Genomic DNA, 16,845 nt, shown 5'->3' with positions numbered 1-16,845 from the left:
AATTGTTACCAAGAGAACCAGCATAGCTGATATTGGGAATGGTTCGCATCAAGATCGACGCCGGTCCTGGATGTTTGTCTGCGTGGCGTCACGGATCTCACCCACCAGCTGTTCAATGACGTCCTCCAGGAACAAGGCGCCCAGGGTGCTGCCCTGCTCGTCAATGACCCGCGCCATGTGGGTGCCGGTGGCCTGCATGGTGGCCAGCACGTCCTCAATTTCCTCCGTGGCCAACAAGTTCACCATGGAGCGCACCCGGCCCTCCCCAATGGGCAGCTGGTAGCGCTCCCGCGGAATGCGCAGCACATCCTTCAAGTGCAGGTACCCCAGCAGGGTGCTCTGGTCATCGGCGAAGACAAAGCGGGAAAAGCCCGTTTTGCCCACCTTGTGCTCAAAGTCCACGGGCGTGGCGCTGGTGGGCAGCGTCACCAGCTCCGACAAGGGCACCATCACCCCGCGCGCGGTCTGCGAAGAGAACTCCAGCGCCCCTGTGATGAGTCCCGTCTGGTCATCCACCAGGCCGCTGCGGGTGGATTCCTCCACAATGGACTGCACCTCCTCCAGGGTGTAGCTGGAGGAGACCTCATCCTGGGGCGTGATCCCAAAGCAGCGCACCAGGTGGTTGGCGCTCCAGTTCAGGGCCACAATCACCGGGCGCACCAGCTTGCCCACCAGCACCAGGGGCGGAGCCAGCAGCAGGGCTGCCTTGTCCGCGGCGGAGACGCTCATGTTTTTGGGCACCATCTCCCCAAAGGTCACGTGCAGAAAGGTCACCAGCGCAAGCGTCACCACAAAGGCCAGCGGTCCCGCCACGCCCTCGGCCAGGCCCACGGCATGCAGCGGCCCTTCCAGCAGGTGGTGGATGGCGGGTTCGGAAACGTTCAAGATCAACAGCGAACACACCGTGATGCCCAGCTGGGAACAGGCCAGCATCAGGGAGACGTTTTCCATCGCCCCGAGGGTGATCCTGGCCCGTTTGGAACCGGCATCGGCCAGGGGTTCGATTTGGCTCCGCCGGGCGCTCATGACGGCAAATTCCGCAGCCACAAAGAAGGCGTTGCCCAGCAGCAGCACCACCAGCCAGGCAATTCCGGCTCCGGCGCTCATTGCGCTTCCCCTGCCGGATCCGGTGCGGCGGGAATGAAGCGGATTCTATCGACCCGGCGCCGTTCCACCCGGTCCACCACCAGCAGGCCACCCTCCACCGCCACGGTGTCCCCCACCACTGCTATGCGGCCCAGCTCGGCCATCATGAAACCGCCCAGGGTTTCATAGCCGGCCTCGTCCGGAACATTCAGCGCGCCAATGCGTTCAGAGACCTCATCGGGGCGCATCAGACCCGGGAAATACCAGGTCCCGTCGGCAGTGAGCAGAATTCCGGGCTTGACCCGGTCATGCTCATCGGAGACCTCCCCCACAATTTCCTCCACCAGGTCCTCCAGGGTCGTGACGCCGGCGGTGCCACCGTATTCGTCCTGCACCACTGCCATCTGCAGATTCCCCTCGCGGAGCTCCAAAATCAAGGCATCGAGATGGACGGTTTCCGGAACCCGCAGGACCTCGGTCATGATGGCGCCCACTTCAATGCCCTCGCGTTTGTGGAAGGGGATGGAAACGGCGCTTTTCAAGTGCACCACGCCGAGGACTTGATCGGCCGACTCCCCAATGACGGGAAAGCGTGAAAAACCCGTGCGCCGGGCAATGTCAATGATGTGGGCCACGGATCTGGTGCTCTCAATGGTTTCCACGCGCATGCGCGGGGTCATGACGTCGGCGGCGGTGCGGGCGGAAAAACTCAAAGTGCGGGCAATAAAGGTCGCAGTGCCCTCATCCAGGGTGCCCATGGCGGCGGAGCGGCGCACCAGGGAGGCCAGTTCCGACGGCGAACGGGCCCCGGAAATCTCTTCCTTGGCTTCCATGCCAAAGACGTTCAACACCTTGTTGGAAAAACCATTCAACACCACAATGGCGGGCTTGAAGATGGCAGTAAAAAGCAGTTGCGGCCGGGCCACCATTTTGCCAATTTCGAAGGCCTTGGCAATGGCCATGTTTTTGGGCACCAGCTCACCAATCAACATCGACAGCAGGGTGGCCAGCACCATGGCAATGGCCAGGGCAACGCCCTTGGCGGCTGCCGCGGGGATCCCCACCGCGGCCACGGGTGTGGCAAGCAGTGCGCCCAGCGACGGTTCCATGAGGAAGCCGGTGAGCAGGGTGGTCAAGGTGATGCCCAGCTGGCAGCTGGAAAGCTGGGTGGAGAGGGATTTGAGGCACCGCAGCAGTGGCACGGCGCGCTGGTCGCCCTGGTTCACCGCGCGCTGCACGGAGGCCTGGTCCAGGGCCACGAGGGAAAATTCCACGGCCACGAAGAATCCCGTGCCCAGAATGAGCAGCAGGCCGGCTGCCAAAAGAAGCCATTCCACGCGCTACCCCACCCCCCGCTTCATGCTGGCGGCCGGCGCAGGGGCAAGTGGCGCATCCTGCGTGGCGGTGAAGGCCCGCCTGGCCGCCGGCGGAGGGTGGTCGGCGCCGGGCTGGCCCGTGGCGGCCGGCGCGGCGATGGTGGTGCTGGGTTCATGTGTTCGGGGTTTGCCGGCATGTGCAACAGTTTTGCGTGCACATTTCACTGTGCTTCGCAGGCTGTTCCGCCGGCCCCTAGATTTACTTTCCATAGGAGTTTTAGTGTACCCCAGCGCCTTGCCCGGACAAGGTGCGCAGGCGCCTAGGCAAGCCTGCTGTGCTCTCCCAGGGCGTGGAAGGTGCGGCTGTGGTAGACCATGGGCGCGTGCGTGTCCGCCGGGGCCAAAACGTCCACCACCTGGGCCGCCAGCAGCAGTGAACCTCCTGCGGGGGTGCGGCTCAAAATGGTGCAGCGCAGGGCGTAGCCGCCGTGGAGCAGCAGGGGTTCGCCCGTCTCCAGGGTGGTCCACGCCATGGAGCCGGAGAAACGTTCGCTCTTGGAACTGGCAAAGATGCGTGCCAGTTCCAGATCCTTCGAGGTCAGCAAATGCACCACAACGGTCTGCGCGGCGGCAATGGCGGCGGCCGAACCGCTGGCGGCGGCCAGGGAGAAGGCGAGCAGCGGCGGCTCGGCGGACACTGACGCCACGGATGAGGCCGTGATTCCCACCGGTCCCGTGGCGGAGGGGGCCGTGATGATGGCCACCCCGGCCGGATGGCCGCCAAAGGCCGCCTTGAAGCCGTTGGTCAATGCCCCCGGCCCGGCCGGCTCCCGCCGCATCTGCACTGTCATGGTTTTGCCTTTCCTCCCGCCACGTCCCGCCGCCGTGGCCGGGATCCTCAAGCGACTCTAAGACCTCAACCTTAGTTGAGGTCAAGCGGGGTGGCCATGATGCGGCTCACAGGCGTTGGGCGAAGGATTTGGGGGAACGTCTTGGAGGGAACCGTCAAAGGCACGTGCGCCGGGGCCCTTGAGGGCATTTTGGTCCTCCGGGTTGACGAAGCCGCACTCGGCCAGGGACAGGCAGCCGCAGCCAATGCAGCCGCCCAAACTGCCGCGCAGCTTTTCCAGGGCCGCAATGCGGATATCCAGCTCCGCCTGCCAATGCCGGGACAGCTCCTGCCAGTCAGTCTGGGTGGGCACGCCCTGGGAGGGCAGGGTGGCAAACACCTCGGCCACCAGCGACAGCGGAATGCCGGCGCGCTGCGCAGCCCGGATGACCGCCACCCGCCGCAGCACCGATCGCTCGTAGCGGCGCTGGTTTCCCGAGGTGCGGGTGGAGAAAATGAGTTCCAGCCGCTCATAAAAGTGCAGCGCGGAGACGCTCACGCCCGCCCGCTCGGCCACCTGGCCCACGCTCAACTGCTGCCCGGCATGCACCCCCGCCATGGCTAGGCGCCGGTGGCGGCGCGGATGCCTGACACCGCACGCTCCACAATGTGGTTCACGCCGGCGGCCACATCCACCACGACGGCGGCTTCATCCGCTTCCAGCGGCTCAAGCGCCGCCAGCTGCGAGGCCAGCAGGGCCGGCGGCATGAAGTGGCCGGAGCGGCCCTCCAGACGGGTGCCCAACACTTCAAGGGAACCGTTCAAGTGCAGAAAAACCGTGTGCGGGGCCTGCCTGCGGATGGCGTCGCGGTAGCTGCGTTTGAGGGCCGAGCACGCCACCACCATTCCGTCCCCCTGCGCCTGGGCCAGCTCGTGCCCCACCAGTTCCAGCCAGGGCCAGCGGTCCTGATCGCTCAGCGGCGTGCCCGCAGCCATTTTGCGGATGTTTTCCGGCGGATGCAGGGAATCGGCGTCGACAAAGGGAAAATTCAAGGCATCGGCAATCAAGGCACCAATGGTGCTTTTCCCGGCACCGGAAACGCCCATCACCACCACATGGGTGGCGGTGGGCGGGTTTGCGGGCCTGCTGGTGCGGGTGTGGAGGCTGGTCATGACTTCCTGTATAGCAAAGATCACAGCGGGGCCGCGGCACGTGCCGCCGGTGTCGAAGGATTCCCGCCCTGGTGTTGGGGGCCGGCGTGCCCGGCCCCACTGCGGGAGCCGGCCGCTACCAGCCCTGCGGCAGCGGCCGGCCCTCCTCATAACCGGCGGCCGACTGCACGCCCACCAGGGCCCGCTCCCGGAATTCGGCCAAGGACGCGGCACCGGCGTAGCTGAGGGAGCTGCGCAAACCTGAGGTAATCATGTCCAGCAGGTCCTCAACACCTGGCCTGGCCGGATCCAGATACATTTTGGAGGTGGAGATGCCCTCCTCAAACAAGCCCTTTCGCGCCCGCTCAAAGGCGGCCTCGCCCAAGGTGCGGTTTTGCACCGCACGCGCCGAGGCCATGCCGAAGCTTTCCTTGTACCGGCGCCCGTCGGCGTCCAGATGCAGGTCCCCCGGGCTTTCGTAGGTGCCGGCGAACCACGAGCCGATCATGACCTGACTGGCCCCCGCCGCCAGGGCCAGGGCCACATCCCGCGGATAACGCACACCCCCGTCGGCCCAGACATGCGCACCGAGCCCGGCCGCCGCCGTCGAACATTCCAGCACCGCCGAAAACTGTGGCCTGCCCACCGCCGTCATCATGCGCGTGGTGCACATGGCGCCGGGCCCCACACCCACCTTGATGATGTCGGCGCCGGCCGCCACCAGCTCGCGCACACCGTCAGCGCTGACAACATTGCCGGCAGCCACCGGAACGCCCGGCGAGAGGGTCCGTACGGCACGCAGCGCCTGCACCATGCCCTCCTGGTGTCCATGGGCGGTGTCCACCACCAGGGCGTCCACCCCACAGTCCAACAGGGCTGCACCCTTGGCGGCCACGTCCCCGTTAATGCCCAGGGCAGCGCCCACACGCAGCCGGCCGTCCGCGTCCAGGGCAGGCTGGTAGATCGTGGAGCGCAGGGCCCCGGCCCGGGTCAGGACGCCCACCACCTCCCTGCCGCGCAGCACCGGCGCGTAGTCGGTCCCGGCTGCGTCCAAAACGGCAAAGGCTGCACGCAGGGCCGCGTCGGTGCGTGCCTTGGCGGCCGCGAAGTCCAGTTCCCCGGCGTCGGCCAGCGCACGAATGGCATCAAAGGGTGCCGCATCCAGCGTCAAGGCATTGGCGCGCATGACCGCGGCCAGGGAGGAGAACCTGTCCACGCCGGCACAATCGGAGCCGCGCACCACACCCGCAAAGCTGTTGCCCGCCACCACCACCACCGCACCGTGGGAGCGCTTGTCCATTAAATGCGTGGCGTCAAGGACAGTGTTTTCCGGGGACATCAGCAGCGGCGTTTCAAAAAGCGCATCGCGCATCTTCACCCACTCCACCACCTGCCGCAGCACCTCCACGGGCACGTCCTGCGGTAGGACAGCCATCCCGCCACGGCGGGCCACCGTCTCGGCCATCCGCTTGCCGGAAACCGCCGTCATGTTGGCCACGACCAGGGGAATGGTGGTGCCGGTGCCGTCGCCACTGGACAGGTCAACGTGCAGCCGCGAGGTGACAGTGGAGCGCGAGGGCACCAAAAACACATCCGAGTAGGTTAAATCCGTGACGGGCTGGTTGAGAAAACGCATGGCACTCTCCTGGCTGGCGTGGGTCCACCTTGGACCCGGTCGGGGCGGGCCCGCTGCCCGGCTGTACGAGTCTAACCAGCGCCGCCGACTGCGCCCGTGGCGCAATTGGCCGCAAATCCGGACACAATGTTGATCAAGCCGGGGCGCGCCGCACGATTGATTGGCCTCCAGGCCCGGGAGCTTACTAGACTTGCCGTAAGGGACGGGGTGTGTTGGCCCCGACCAACTGATTAGGCTGTGCAAGGTAGCAGGATTCACGCCTCCGCCGGATTTGGGTGCGTGTGAACGCAAAACTGCACAACGGGCAACAAGAACTCATGGAAGAGGCGTAATACACGTGCCAGAGCAATCCATCCACCGTCTACCCGAAGAATTTGGCGGCAACGAGTGGTTAGTCGATGAACTGTATGAGCGCTACAAAGGGAACAAGAACTCCGTGGACACCAAATGGTGGCCGTTGTTTGAGGGCTTTGCCGCCGACGACGCGGCCGGCAATGGCCGCCACGCCGCCGCAGCGGACCCCGCCCCTGTCACAGCCCAGATTCCGGTAGTGCCCGCCCCGGCCCAGGCTGCCGCCCCCGCAGCAGCTTCGACGCCGGCAAAGCCCGCCGCCGCCCCGGCGGCTCCCGCCACGGCTCCGAAGGCGCCGGCAGCCCCGCGTCCGCCGGCCCCGGCCAAGGATGCCGCCCGCACCGGCACCACCCCCATTCCGGCCCAGCTGCCCAAGACCGCCAAGGACAAGTCGGTTCCCGAAGAGGCCGTGAAGTCCATTTTGCGCGGGCCTGCCAAGGCCATTGCCGCCAATATGGTCACCAGCCTGGAAGTGCCCACAGCCACCAGCGTGCGCGCCATCCCGGCCAAGCTGCTCATTGACAACCGCCTGGTCATCAACTCCAATCTGGCCCGCGCCCGCGGCGGCAAGGTCTCCTTTACGCACTTGATCGGCTACGCCGTGATCAGGGCGCTGGCCGCCTTCCCGTCCATGAACGTGTACTACGAAGAGGTGGACGGCAAGCCCGCCGCCGTCCAGCCGCCGCATGTGAACTTCGGCATTGCCATTGACATGCCCAAGCCCGACGGCACGCGCCTGCTCATGGTGCCGAACATCAAGCGTGCCGAGACCATGAACTTCGCCGAGTTCTGGCATACCTACGAAGACTTGATCAAGCGTGCCCGTGCCGGCAAGCTCACGGCCGACGACCATTCAGGCACCACGGTTTCGCTGACCAACCCCGGCGGCATTGGCACCGTGCACTCCGTGCCGCGCCTGTCCAAGGGCCAGGCGGCCATCATTGGTGTCGGTTCCCTGGACTACCCGGCCGAGTACCAGGGCGCCAGCCCCAAGATCATTGCCCACAATGCCGTCTCCAAAATCCTGACCCTGACCTCCACCTACGATCACCGGGTGATCCAGGGTGCCGGCTCCGGGGAGTTCCTGAAGAAGATCCACCAGCTGCTGCTTGGTGCGGAGAACTTCTACGACGAGATTTTTGAGTCCCTGCGCATCCCGTACGAGCCCGTGCGCTGGAGCGTTGACCAGCAGGTGGACCCGGCCGATGAAATCAACAAGGTCGCCCGGATCCAGCAGCTCATCCACTCCTACCGCGTGCGTGGCCACTTGATGGCCGACACCGATCCGCTGGAATTCGTCCAGCGCAAGCACCCCGACCTGGACGTGCTGACCTATGGGCTGAGCCTGTGGGACCTGGACCGCGAATGGCCCACAGGTGGTTTTGGCGGCAAGCAGAAGCTGCCGCTGCGGGACATCCTGGGTGTGCTCCGTGACGCCTACTGCCGCACCACGGGTGTGGAATACATGCACATTCAGGAGCCGGAACAGCGCGAATGGTTCCAAAACGAGCTCGAGCACCCCTACTCCAAGCCCAGCCGCGAAGAGCAGCTGCGCATTGTCTCCAAGCTCAATGCCGCAGAGGCCTTCGAGACCTTTTTGCAGACCAAGTTCGTGGGCCAGAAGCGCTTCTCCCTGGAAGGCGGCGAATCCCTGATTCCGCTGCTGGACTCGGTCATTTCCGACGCCGCCGACGACGGCCTCGACGAGGTGGCCATTGGCATGGCCCACCGCGGCCGCCTGAACGTGCTCACCAACATTGCCGGCAAGACCTACGCCCAGGTCTTCCGCGAATTTGAGGGCACCCAGGATTCACGCAGTGTCCAGGGCTCCGGCGACGTCAAGTACCACCTGGGCACCGAAGGCACCTTCACGTCCGACGCCGGCAACCAGACCAAGGTCTACCTGGCCGCGAACCCCTCCCACCTGGAGGCCGTGGACGGCGTGCTCGAAGGCATTGTGCGCGCCAAGCAGGACCGCCTGGACCAGGGCGAGAACTTCCCCGTGCTGCCCATCATGGTCCACGGCGACGCCGCCTTCGCCGGCCAGGGCGTGGTGGCTGAGACGCTGAACCTGTCCCAGCTGCGCGGCTACCGCACCGGCGGCACCATCCACGTGGTGGTGAACAACCAGGTTGGCTTCACCACGGCGCCGTCGTCCTCGCGTTCCTCGGTGTACTCCACCGACGTGGCCAAGATGATCCAGGCCCCCGTGTTCCACGTCAACGGCGACGACCCGGAAGCGGTGGTCCGCGCCGCCCAGCTGGCGTACCAGTTCCAGCAGCGCTTCCGCAAGGACGTTGTCATTGACCTGGTGTGCTACCGCCGCCGCGGCCACAACGAGGGTGACGACCCCTCGATGACCCAGCCGCTGATGTACAACTTGATCGAGGCCAAGCGTTCCGTGCGCCGGCTCTACACCGAGGCCCTCATTGGCCGCGGCGACATCACGGAGGAGGAAGCCACGCAGCTGCTGCGCGACTACCAGGAGCGGCTGGAACGGGTGTTTGCTGAAACGCATGCAGCCCAAACCTCCCCCATCCCGATCGTGACCCGGGATGCGCAGTCCATTTCGGATCTGGAGCGGCCCGCCTCGCAGCAGGCCGACAGCGGGGTCAACAACCCGCAGGTGACAGCCATCAGCGCCGACACCCTGGCGCACATTGGCGACGCCCACTTGAACATCCCCGAGGGCTTTGAAGTCCACCACAAGCTCAAGCCGCTGCTGGAAAAGCGGGCCGTGATGTCCCGTGAAGGCGGCATTGACTGGGGCTTTGGCGAGCTGGCGGCCTATGGTTCGCTGCTCATGGAAGGCGTGCCGGTGCGGATGGCCGGGCAGGATTCCCGCCGCGGCACCTTCGTGCAGCGCCACGCAGTGTTCCACGACCGTGAAAACGGCAATGTCTGGACCCCGCTGGGTGAGCTCAGCGAAGACCAGGGAAAACTGTGGATCTATGATTCGCTGCTGAGCGAATACGCCGCCATGGCCTTTGAATACGGCTACTCCGTGGAGCGTCCCGACGCCCTGGTGGTCTGGGAAGCCCAGTTCGGCGACTTCGTCAACGGTGCCCAGACAGTCATTGACGAGTTCATTTCCTCCGCCGAGCAGAAGTGGGGACAGCGTTCCTCGCTGGTGCTCATGCTGCCGCACGGCTACGAGGGCCAGGGTCCCGACCACTCCTCGGCCCGCATTGAGCGCTTCATGCAGATGTGCGCTGAAGAGAACATGATCGTGGCCAACCCCACCACGCCCGCCTCGCACTTCCACCTGCTGCGCCGCCAGGCGTACCTGCGTCCGCGCAAGCCCTTGGTGATCTTCACTCCGAAGCAGCTGTTGCGTTTGAAGGCGGCGGCGTCCGCGGTGGAGGACTTCACCCAGGGTGGTTTCCGCACCGTCATTGGCGAACATGCGGCGCTGGCAAACAACGCCGTGGAGCGGGTGTTGTTGGTCTCGGGCCGGTTGTACTACGATCTGTTGGCGGCCCGTGACAAGGCCGAAGATGACAAGGTGGCCATTGTCCGCGTGGAGCAGCTGTACCCGCTGCCGCTGGAGGAGATCAAGGCCGAGCTGGCCAAGTACCCCAACGCGGACGTGGTGTGGGCCCAGGACGAGCCGGCAAACCAGGGACCGTGGCCGTACATGGGCCTGAACCTGGCGCCCGAACTGGAGAAGAAGCTGGGCCGCGTTTCACGCCCGGCCTCGGCCGCCACTGCGACGGGTTCGGCCAAGAACCATGCCGTGGAGCAAACGTTGTTGGTCAAGCAGGCGTTTGATCGCAGCTAAAACCATACTGATGCCCGGTCTGCAACGTCAGGCCGGGCATCTTTTATTTCATGGCTGGACATTTGATACGTGGAATTAGGAAGAGGACGCGGTGGAGAAACGGGAAGTGCGTATTGTGGCTGTTGGGGACGAGCTGGTGGCCGGCGTGGGCGATCCCCGCGCGCTGGGCTGGCTGGGCCGGGTGCTGGCCAGGACGTCCGCTGAGGGCGTCAGCATTGAGCCATTTGTGCTGGCTTCCCCGCGTGAAGGCACCGAGGCGTTGGCAGGACGCTGGCTGAACGAGGCTGGACGCCGTTTTGACGACTTCCACGAAAACCGCCTGGTCATTGGCCTGTCCGGCCGGGACATTGACTACGGGCTGTCCACGGCGCGCAGCCGGCTGAACCTGGCCAATATCCTCGACGGCGCCACGCAGCTGAACATTCCCGTCTTTGTGGTGGGTCCGCCACCCTCGCTGGACCCGGCCCTGAACCGCAAACTGGCCGAACTCAACGCGGCCTTCGCCGATGTCACCACCCGCCGCAAGCACCACTATGTTGACACCTTCGCACCCCTGCAAAACCACGAGCAGTGGCGCAATGACGTCGCCGCGAACGCCGGCTCCCCCGGCCAGGCGGGGTACGGGCTGATGGCGTGGCTGGTGCTGCACCGCGGCTGGTACCAGTGGCTGGAGATTCCCGAGGGCGCCTAGGGGCTTCAGTTAGGTGCGCATGTGCCACTTATGCGAAACTAGATGAGGATCGGTTTTGAAGATCTTTTTTGTAATGATTGGAGGCAGCTATGTCGAAGCGTTCACGCAAGCGTCGGGATCGTAAAAAGGGCGGCGCTAACCACGGTAAGCGTCCCAACACGTAAGTCTTGATGCACGAGCCAAAGCCCGTTCCGCCCACCGGCAGGACGGGTTTTTGCGCACCCGGCGGCACTTGCCGAAAAAAGGATGGAAAGCGATGAGCCAGCACAACGGCACGGACGGCGGCAGCACGCAGCCCTATCCGCAGCCCGGCGGCAGGACGGCGTCGGCCCTGGCCCCCTACGCGCCAAGAAGCGGCACAGCCGCAAGGCACGCCGGGCACGGGGACATCGCCGGGCACGGGGACATCACCGGGCACGGGGACATCACCGGGCACGGGGACATCACCGGGCGCGGGGACATCATCATGCTGGTGGAGGCCTTCTACCGCCGCGCCTTCCGGGACGAACTCATTGGGCCTGTCTTTACCGAGGTGGTGCAGCTGGATTTGCCGCGGCACCTGCCCATCATGGCGGACTTCTGGCAGACGGTCTTGTTCAAGGTCGGGCTCTACCGCCGCAACGCCCTGGCGGTGCATCTTGCCATTGCTGCCAAATCGCCCCTGGATGCGGCGTCCTTCAACCGCTGGCTGCAATTGTGGACGGCCACCGTTGATGAGCTGTTTGCCGGGGAGAAGGCCGAACTGGCCAAGGTCCAGGCCCACCAAATTGCCGGTTCCCTGCATCGCAGGGTCAATGGCCGGCCCGCCGGTGCGCTGCACACCATTGGCATGCGGCAGCCCGAAGCAGGCCGGCGGCCAGGCAGCTGAGCTGCGTTACACGGCCACCGAGTCGCCGTGCAGGCGGGCCAGAATGGCGGCCTTGAGGGTCTCCGGCGCCGCTTCCTTGCAGGAACGCTTCACCACGGAGCGGATGACGCACTCAAGGTCGTATTCGCCCGAGCAGTCAGTGCAGTTGTCCAGGTGCGTCTTGATCTCACCCAGGTCCTCCCGGGACAGTGCCCCGTCCAGGTATTCGTAAATGCGGACAATGCGTTCATCGTTGCAGTCGCCCAAGGTTTGGCAGTCGCCCATGGTTATTTCTCCGTTTCAGTTGTTGGCTCGGCATCCTTGAGATACCCGCGTTCCACGGCGTAATCCGCCAACATTTCCCGCAATAGTTTTCGTCCCCGGTGCAGCCGTGACATGACGGTGCCAATGGGGGTGTTCATGATCTCCGAGATTTCCTTGTAGGCAAATCCCTCCACGTCGGCAAAGTACACGGCAAGCCGGAATTCCTCCGGAATGCCCTGCAGGGCCTTCTTCACATCCGAATCAGGCAGGTGGTCCAGGGCATCGGCCTCAGCCGAGCGCAAACCCCGCGAGGTATGTGATTCCGCCCGTGCCAGCTGCCAATCCTCCACGGAATCGGCGTTGGACTGCAACGGTTCGCGCTGGCGCTTGCGGTACAGGTTGATGTAGGTGTTGGTGAGGATCCGGTACAGCCAGGCCTTGAGGTTCGTGCCCGGCTTGTATTGATGAAAAGCCGAAAACGCCTTGGTGTACGCCTCCTGGACCAGGTCCTCGGCGTCGCTGGGATTGCGGGCCATGCGCATGGCGGCCGAATACAGCTGGTCCACGTAGACCATGGCGTCACGTTCAAAACGGGCCCGGCGGGCGGTGGGGGATTCATTGGCAACATCAACATCGGCAACGTCCGTCACCACGGCGGCAGTGCCGGCCTCCGCTTCGGGGTGGATGGTTTGCCTGGGCTCGGAAGTGTTCATCACAGTCGAGTCTATGCTCAGTTGCAGCGACAGCCCGGATTCCGGGGCTGCCGTGGGGCTGAGAGTCTGCATTTGAACCTTTCTTGACGTGGCACTACTGATGCAAACACCGCCATGCCGAAAGCTATTCCGCACACGCCCCAAATGGCTACATGGCCAGCTTGGCAAATCGTGGGAGACTTGGAAGCAGCATGAGCCTCCCACCGGCCGTTCCTGGGCCGGGAGGAAGGTTTCCGGCACCATCCTGCACCTATTGAAGGAGATTCTCTTGTCAATTGTCCGCGTCCTTGCCCGTCCCATGTTGGCCTCCTCATTCATCATTTCCGGCGTTGACCGGCTGCGGCATGTGGATCAGACAGCCGCGCAGCTGGCCCCGGTGCTGCGGCCGCTGAGCCAGGCTCTGCCTGTTGCCGCCAGCGAGAAGACTTTGGCACGCGTCATTGCCGGCACGCAGCTTGGCGCCGGCCTCCTTCTGGCACTGGGCAAGTCTTCCCGCACGGCCGCGGTGGCCCTGGCCCTCACAGCCGGCCTGACCACCGTGGTGGAATACCGCAGTGCGGATGCCGGGACCAGCGAAAACCGTTCACACCGGCGCCACCAGCTCACCAAGAACATTGGCCTGCTGGGTGGGGCGTTGTTGGCCAGCGTCGACACCGCCGGCCGTCCGGGTCTGGCCTGGCGCGCCGGGAAGCTGATTGAGACCGGGCGCAAGACCACCAAAAAGCAGTTGCGGAACGCGGACAAGCAGGTCCGCGCGCTCGCCCACGATGTGACAGGACAGTAATTCCCCATGACCTCCCACTGGCCCGCACCCTTCGCCGCAACACCCTTGGACGCCACCGTCACCATCCCGGCGTCCAAGTCGCTGACCAACAGGTATTTGATCCTGGCCGCCATTGCCGACGGCGAATCCCGCCTGCGCGCGCCGTTGCAGTCACGCGATTCAACCCTGATGATCAAGGCGCTGCGGGCCTTGGGTGCTGTCATTGTGGAGGTCCCCGGCAGCGGCGGCGTCCCCGACCTGCTGGTCACCCCGCTGCCGGCCGGCCAGGTGGCCACAGGCGTGCAGGTGGACTGCGGCCTGGCCGGCACTGTCATGCGTTTTGTTCCGCCGCTGGCGGCACTGGTCAACGGGCCGGTGGGCTTCCACGGCGATCCCGCCGCACTGGTGCGCCCCATGGCGCCCCTGCTGGCAGGGCTGGCAGGGCTGGAAGTCGCGGTGGACGGCGGCGGTGACGGGTTTTTGCCTTTCACTGTCCACGGCACCGGAAGTGTGGCCGGCGGGCACGTCAAAATTGACGCCGGCGGCTCCTCGCAGTTCATCTCTGCCCTGCTGCTGGTGGCAAGCCGCTTCAGCAACGGCCTGCATCTGGAACACAGCGGCGAGTCTGTGCCCAGCCCCGACCACATCAAGATGACTGTGGAAATCCTGCGCTCACTGGGCGTCACCGTTGACGATTCCACGCCCGGCCACTGGGTGGTGGAGCCGGCACGCATTGCCGCCTTTGACGTTTCCCTGGAGCAGGACCTGTCCAACGCCGGACCGTTTTTGGCCGCAGCCCTGGCCACCAGGGGCACCGTGCGCATCCCCAACTGGCCGGCCAACACCACCCAGGTGGGTGACAAGTGGCGCCAGATCCTGCCGCAGTTCGGGGCAACTGTGACACTGGAGGACGGCGTGCTGAGCGTCACCGGCGGCACACACATTCACGGGGTGGACCTGGCCGACAGCTCCGAGCTGGCCCCCACGGTTGCCGCCCTGTGCGCCTTGGCGGAGGCTCCCTCGCGGCTGCGCGGCATTGCCCATCTGCGCGGGCACGAGACCGACCGGCTGGCGGCGCTGGTGGCTGAAATCAATGCCCTGGGCGGCGCGGTTCAGGAAACACCCGATGGCCTGATCATCACCCCCGCCCCCCTGCACGGCGGCGTCTTCCACAGCTACCACGACCACCGCATGGCCACCGCCGGCGCCATTTTGGGACTGGCGGTGCCCGGGATTGAAGTGGAGAACATTGCCACCACCGCCAAGACCATGCCTGAATTTCCTGCCCTGTGGGCAGCCATGATGGCGCAGACGCAGCAGCCGTCGGCCCAGGAGCAAGGGTCCGCGGCGGTGGAAGCCAAGGCTTAAAGATGGCAAAGGATTACAGCAACTGGGACGAGTCCAATGTCCGCGTGCGGGCCAACAAAAAGGGCAGCCGGCCACGCACCAAGGACCGCCCGGCCCATGACGATGCAGTCATTGGGCGCATTGTCACCGTGGACCGCGGGCGCTACACGGCCATTGTGGATGAGGACCTGCCCACCGAGCGGATCCTGGTGGCCGCCCGCGCCAGGGAACTGCGCCGCAACCCGGTGGTGGCCGGTGACTTTGTGGCCCTGGTGGGGGACGTCAGCGGCAAACCCGACACCCTGGCCCGGCTGGTCCGGGTTCAGGACCGCCGCACCCTGCTGCGCCGCAGCGCCGACGACACCGACCCGGTGGAGCGCGTGGTGGTGGCCAACGCCGAGCAGCTGGTGATTGTCGTGGCGGCCGCCAACCCCGAACCGCGCACCGGTTTCATTGACAGGGCGCTGGTGGCCGCCTACGACGCCGGCATAGCCCCGCTGCTGCTGATCACCAAGACCGACATCAAGGACCCCGCGGAGCTGCTGGCCAATTACGAGCACCTGGACATGACCGTGATCATCAGCCGCACGGCCACCGACGGCGCCTCAGGCATTGACGCCCGCAGCGACGACGGCGACTCCGCCCTCCTGGCCGGTGGCGCCGTGGAGCAGCTGCACGGCCATTTGGACGGCAAGGTCTCGGTCATGGTGGGGCATTCAGGCGTGGGAAAATCCACCATGGTCAATGCCCTCACCGGATCCCGGCGCGCCACCGGCGGCGTCAATGCCGTCACCGGCCGCGGCCGGCACACCTCCTCCTCGGCGTTGGCCCTGCAGCTGAAAAACGGGCTGCCGGGATCGTGGATCATCGACACCCCCGGCATCCGCTCCTTTGGCCTGGCCCACGTCAACGCGGACAGGATCCTGCAGGCCTTCCCCGATCTGCAGCCCGGCACCGACGGCTGCGAGCGCGGCTGCAAGCATGACAGCGTGGCCGTCAATTGCGGTCTGGACCCCTATGTGGAGCAGGGCAACGCCGGCGACGCCGGACCGGCGCGCCTGGCCTCCCTGCGCCGGCTGCTGGGCACCAGCGACCGCACCGAGGGCCGCGCGGAGGCCAAGGAACTGGGAACCATTGATTAACGGCCCGTGGCGCCACCGCGCCCTGCCGGGCATTGGCGGCAAAGCGCGGTAGCGTGAACACATGACCTGCGCACCTCAGACGTACAATGACGATCTCCGCCTGGCCCACGTTTTGGCAGACAGCGTCGATTCCCTGACCATGTCCCGGTTCAGGGCCCTGGATTTGGCCGTGGAGACCAAGCCGGATCTGACCCCGGTAACGGACGCCGACAAGGCCGCGGAGGAATCCATCCGCAGCCAGCTGGCCAGGGTGCGGCCACGGGATGCGGTGTTGGGGGAAGAGTTTGGCAGCAGCGGGCATGGTTCGCGGCGCTGGATCATTGACCCCATTGACGGGACCAAGAACTTTGTGCGCGGCGTGCCCGTGTGGGCCACCCTCATCGCCCTCGTGGAGGACGGGGTGCCTGTGGTGGGCCTGGTCAGCGCCCCTGCCCTGGGCAAGCGCTGGTGGGCCGCCCAGGGAACCGGGGCGTACATGGGCAAGTCCCTGGCCGCCGCCACGCGCATCCGCGTTTCCAATGTGGCCGAACTCAAGGACGCCTCCCTGTCCTATTCCTCGCTGACCGGCTGGGCCGAACGCGGGAACCGGGACGACTTCATCTCCCTCACCGATGACGTTTGGCGAACCCGCGCCTACGGGGACTTCTGGTCCTACTGCATGGTGGCCGAAGGCAGCGTGGACATTGCCTGCGAACCTGAATTGAACCTTTATGACATGGCGGCGCTGGTTCCCATAGTGCAGGAGGCGGGGGGCCGTTTCACCTCCCTTGAGGGCGCCGACGGTCCTTTTGGCGGCAACGCGCTGGCCACCAACTCCATCCTGCACCGTGAGGTGCTGCAGCGTTTGAACCCCGCCTGGGATGATTTGTTGAACTAGCTGCGCGTTCCCGGCGCGGTGGCGCCACGTCAACGTTCGTAACAAGTTTC

At 65.4% G+C, this 16,845-nt stretch carries 16 protein-coding genes; 8 read left to right on the top strand and 8 right to left on the bottom strand.

Features of this window, described 5'->3' with window-relative positions:
- Positions 1-48 precede the first annotated feature (48 nt).
- From ACFUCV_RS05345 to ACFUCV_RS05320, 6 genes are all read right to left on the bottom strand, one after another.
- Positions 49-1,107, bottom strand: a complete 1,059-nt coding sequence (locus ACFUCV_RS05345) for a hemolysin family protein (protein WP_380812911.1) — start codon at positions 1,105-1,107, stop codon at positions 49-51.
- Positions 1,104-2,423 (bottom strand): hemolysin family protein, encoded by a 1,320-nt coding sequence (locus tag ACFUCV_RS05340; RefSeq protein WP_380812908.1) that lies wholly within the window; start codon positions 2,421-2,423, stop codon positions 1,104-1,106. The genes ACFUCV_RS05345 and ACFUCV_RS05340 overlap by 4 nt, the downstream gene beginning before the upstream one ends.
- A gap of 299 nt (positions 2,424-2,722) precedes the next feature.
- A complete protein-coding gene (locus tag ACFUCV_RS05335; RefSeq protein WP_380812905.1) occupies positions 2,723-3,253 on the bottom strand; it encodes a flavin reductase family protein in 531 nt (176 codons plus the stop codon).
- 81 nt (positions 3,254-3,334) lie between these two features.
- On the bottom strand, positions 3,335-3,850 hold the full coding sequence (gene soxR / locus ACFUCV_RS05330; RefSeq protein ID WP_380812902.1) for a redox-sensitive transcriptional activator SoxR: 516 nt from the start codon (positions 3,848-3,850) through the stop codon (positions 3,335-3,337).
- Positions 3,851-3,852: 2 nt separating this feature from the next.
- Positions 3,853-4,404, bottom strand: a complete 552-nt coding sequence (locus ACFUCV_RS05325; protein ID WP_380812899.1) for a gluconokinase — start codon at positions 4,402-4,404, stop codon at positions 3,853-3,855.
- Positions 4,405-4,519: 115 nt separating this feature from the next.
- The gene (locus ACFUCV_RS05320; RefSeq protein ID WP_380812896.1) at positions 4,520-6,019 is read right to left on the bottom strand and encodes a GuaB1 family IMP dehydrogenase-related protein; all 1,500 of its coding nucleotides are present in this window, start codon (positions 6,017-6,019) and stop codon (positions 4,520-4,522) included.
- Positions 6,020-6,356: 337 nt separating this feature from the next.
- Between ACFUCV_RS05320 and ACFUCV_RS05315 the strand changes: the two genes are divergently transcribed.
- From ACFUCV_RS05315 to ACFUCV_RS05300, 4 genes are all read left to right on the top strand, one after another.
- The gene (locus ACFUCV_RS05315) at positions 6,357-10,151 is read left to right on the top strand and encodes a multifunctional oxoglutarate decarboxylase/oxoglutarate dehydrogenase thiamine pyrophosphate-binding subunit/dihydrolipoyllysine-residue succinyltransferase subunit (RefSeq protein WP_380812893.1); all 3,795 of its coding nucleotides are present in this window, start codon (positions 6,357-6,359) and stop codon (positions 10,149-10,151) included.
- Positions 10,152-10,242: 91 nt separating this feature from the next.
- A complete protein-coding gene (locus tag ACFUCV_RS05310) occupies positions 10,243-10,842 on the top strand; it encodes a GDSL-type esterase/lipase family protein (protein ID WP_380812889.1) in 600 nt (199 codons plus the stop codon).
- 89 nt (positions 10,843-10,931) lie between these two features.
- Positions 10,932-11,006, top strand: coding sequence for a 50S ribosomal protein bL37 (locus ACFUCV_RS05305; RefSeq protein ID WP_370739471.1), 75 nt, complete (start codon positions 10,932-10,934; stop codon positions 11,004-11,006).
- A gap of 92 nt (positions 11,007-11,098) precedes the next feature.
- Positions 11,099-11,710: a group III truncated hemoglobin gene (locus tag ACFUCV_RS05300; protein WP_380812886.1), complete on the top strand. Its 612-nt coding sequence runs from the start codon at positions 11,099-11,101 to the stop codon at positions 11,708-11,710.
- Positions 11,711-11,716: 6 nt separating this feature from the next.
- Here the strand turns inward: ACFUCV_RS05300 and rsrA are convergent, their stop codons facing one another.
- Both rsrA and ACFUCV_RS05290 read right to left on the bottom strand, forming a co-directional pair.
- Positions 11,717-11,974, bottom strand: a complete 258-nt coding sequence (rsrA, locus tag ACFUCV_RS05295) for a mycothiol system anti-sigma-R factor (protein ID WP_380812883.1) — start codon at positions 11,972-11,974, stop codon at positions 11,717-11,719.
- A 2-nt stretch (positions 11,975-11,976) separates the two neighbouring features.
- Positions 11,977-12,738: a sigma-70 family RNA polymerase sigma factor gene (locus ACFUCV_RS05290; protein ID WP_380812880.1), complete on the bottom strand. Its 762-nt coding sequence runs from the start codon at positions 12,736-12,738 to the stop codon at positions 11,977-11,979.
- 196 nt (positions 12,739-12,934) lie between these two features.
- On the opposite strand from ACFUCV_RS05290, the gene ACFUCV_RS05285 reads away from it, so the two are divergent.
- The 4 genes from ACFUCV_RS05285 (at position 12,935) to hisN (ending at position 16,795) form a co-directional block, all read left to right on the top strand.
- Complete coding sequence (locus ACFUCV_RS05285) at positions 12,935-13,450, top strand: DoxX family membrane protein (protein ID WP_380812877.1); 516 nt, start codon at positions 12,935-12,937, stop codon at positions 13,448-13,450.
- Positions 13,451-13,456: 6 nt separating this feature from the next.
- Entirely contained in the window at positions 13,457-14,797 is a 1,341-nt protein-coding gene (gene aroA, locus ACFUCV_RS05280; RefSeq protein WP_380812875.1) for a 3-phosphoshikimate 1-carboxyvinyltransferase, read from the top strand.
- 2 nt (positions 14,798-14,799) lie between these two features.
- Positions 14,800-15,918: a ribosome small subunit-dependent GTPase A gene (gene rsgA, locus ACFUCV_RS05275; RefSeq protein ID WP_380812872.1), complete on the top strand. Its 1,119-nt coding sequence runs from the start codon at positions 14,800-14,802 to the stop codon at positions 15,916-15,918.
- 61 nt (positions 15,919-15,979) lie between these two features.
- Positions 15,980-16,795, top strand: a complete 816-nt coding sequence (gene hisN / locus ACFUCV_RS05270) for a histidinol-phosphatase (protein ID WP_380812869.1) — start codon at positions 15,980-15,982, stop codon at positions 16,793-16,795.
- Positions 16,796-16,845 lie beyond the last annotated feature (50 nt).

The sequence above is a fragment of the Specibacter sp. NPDC057265 genome (assembly GCF_042668835.1).
Taxonomy (GTDB): domain Bacteria; phylum Actinomycetota; class Actinomycetes; order Actinomycetales; family Micrococcaceae; genus Specibacter.
The sequence above is the reverse complement of the archived record's forward strand: the minus strand, read 5'-3'. Positions and strand labels throughout refer to the sequence as shown.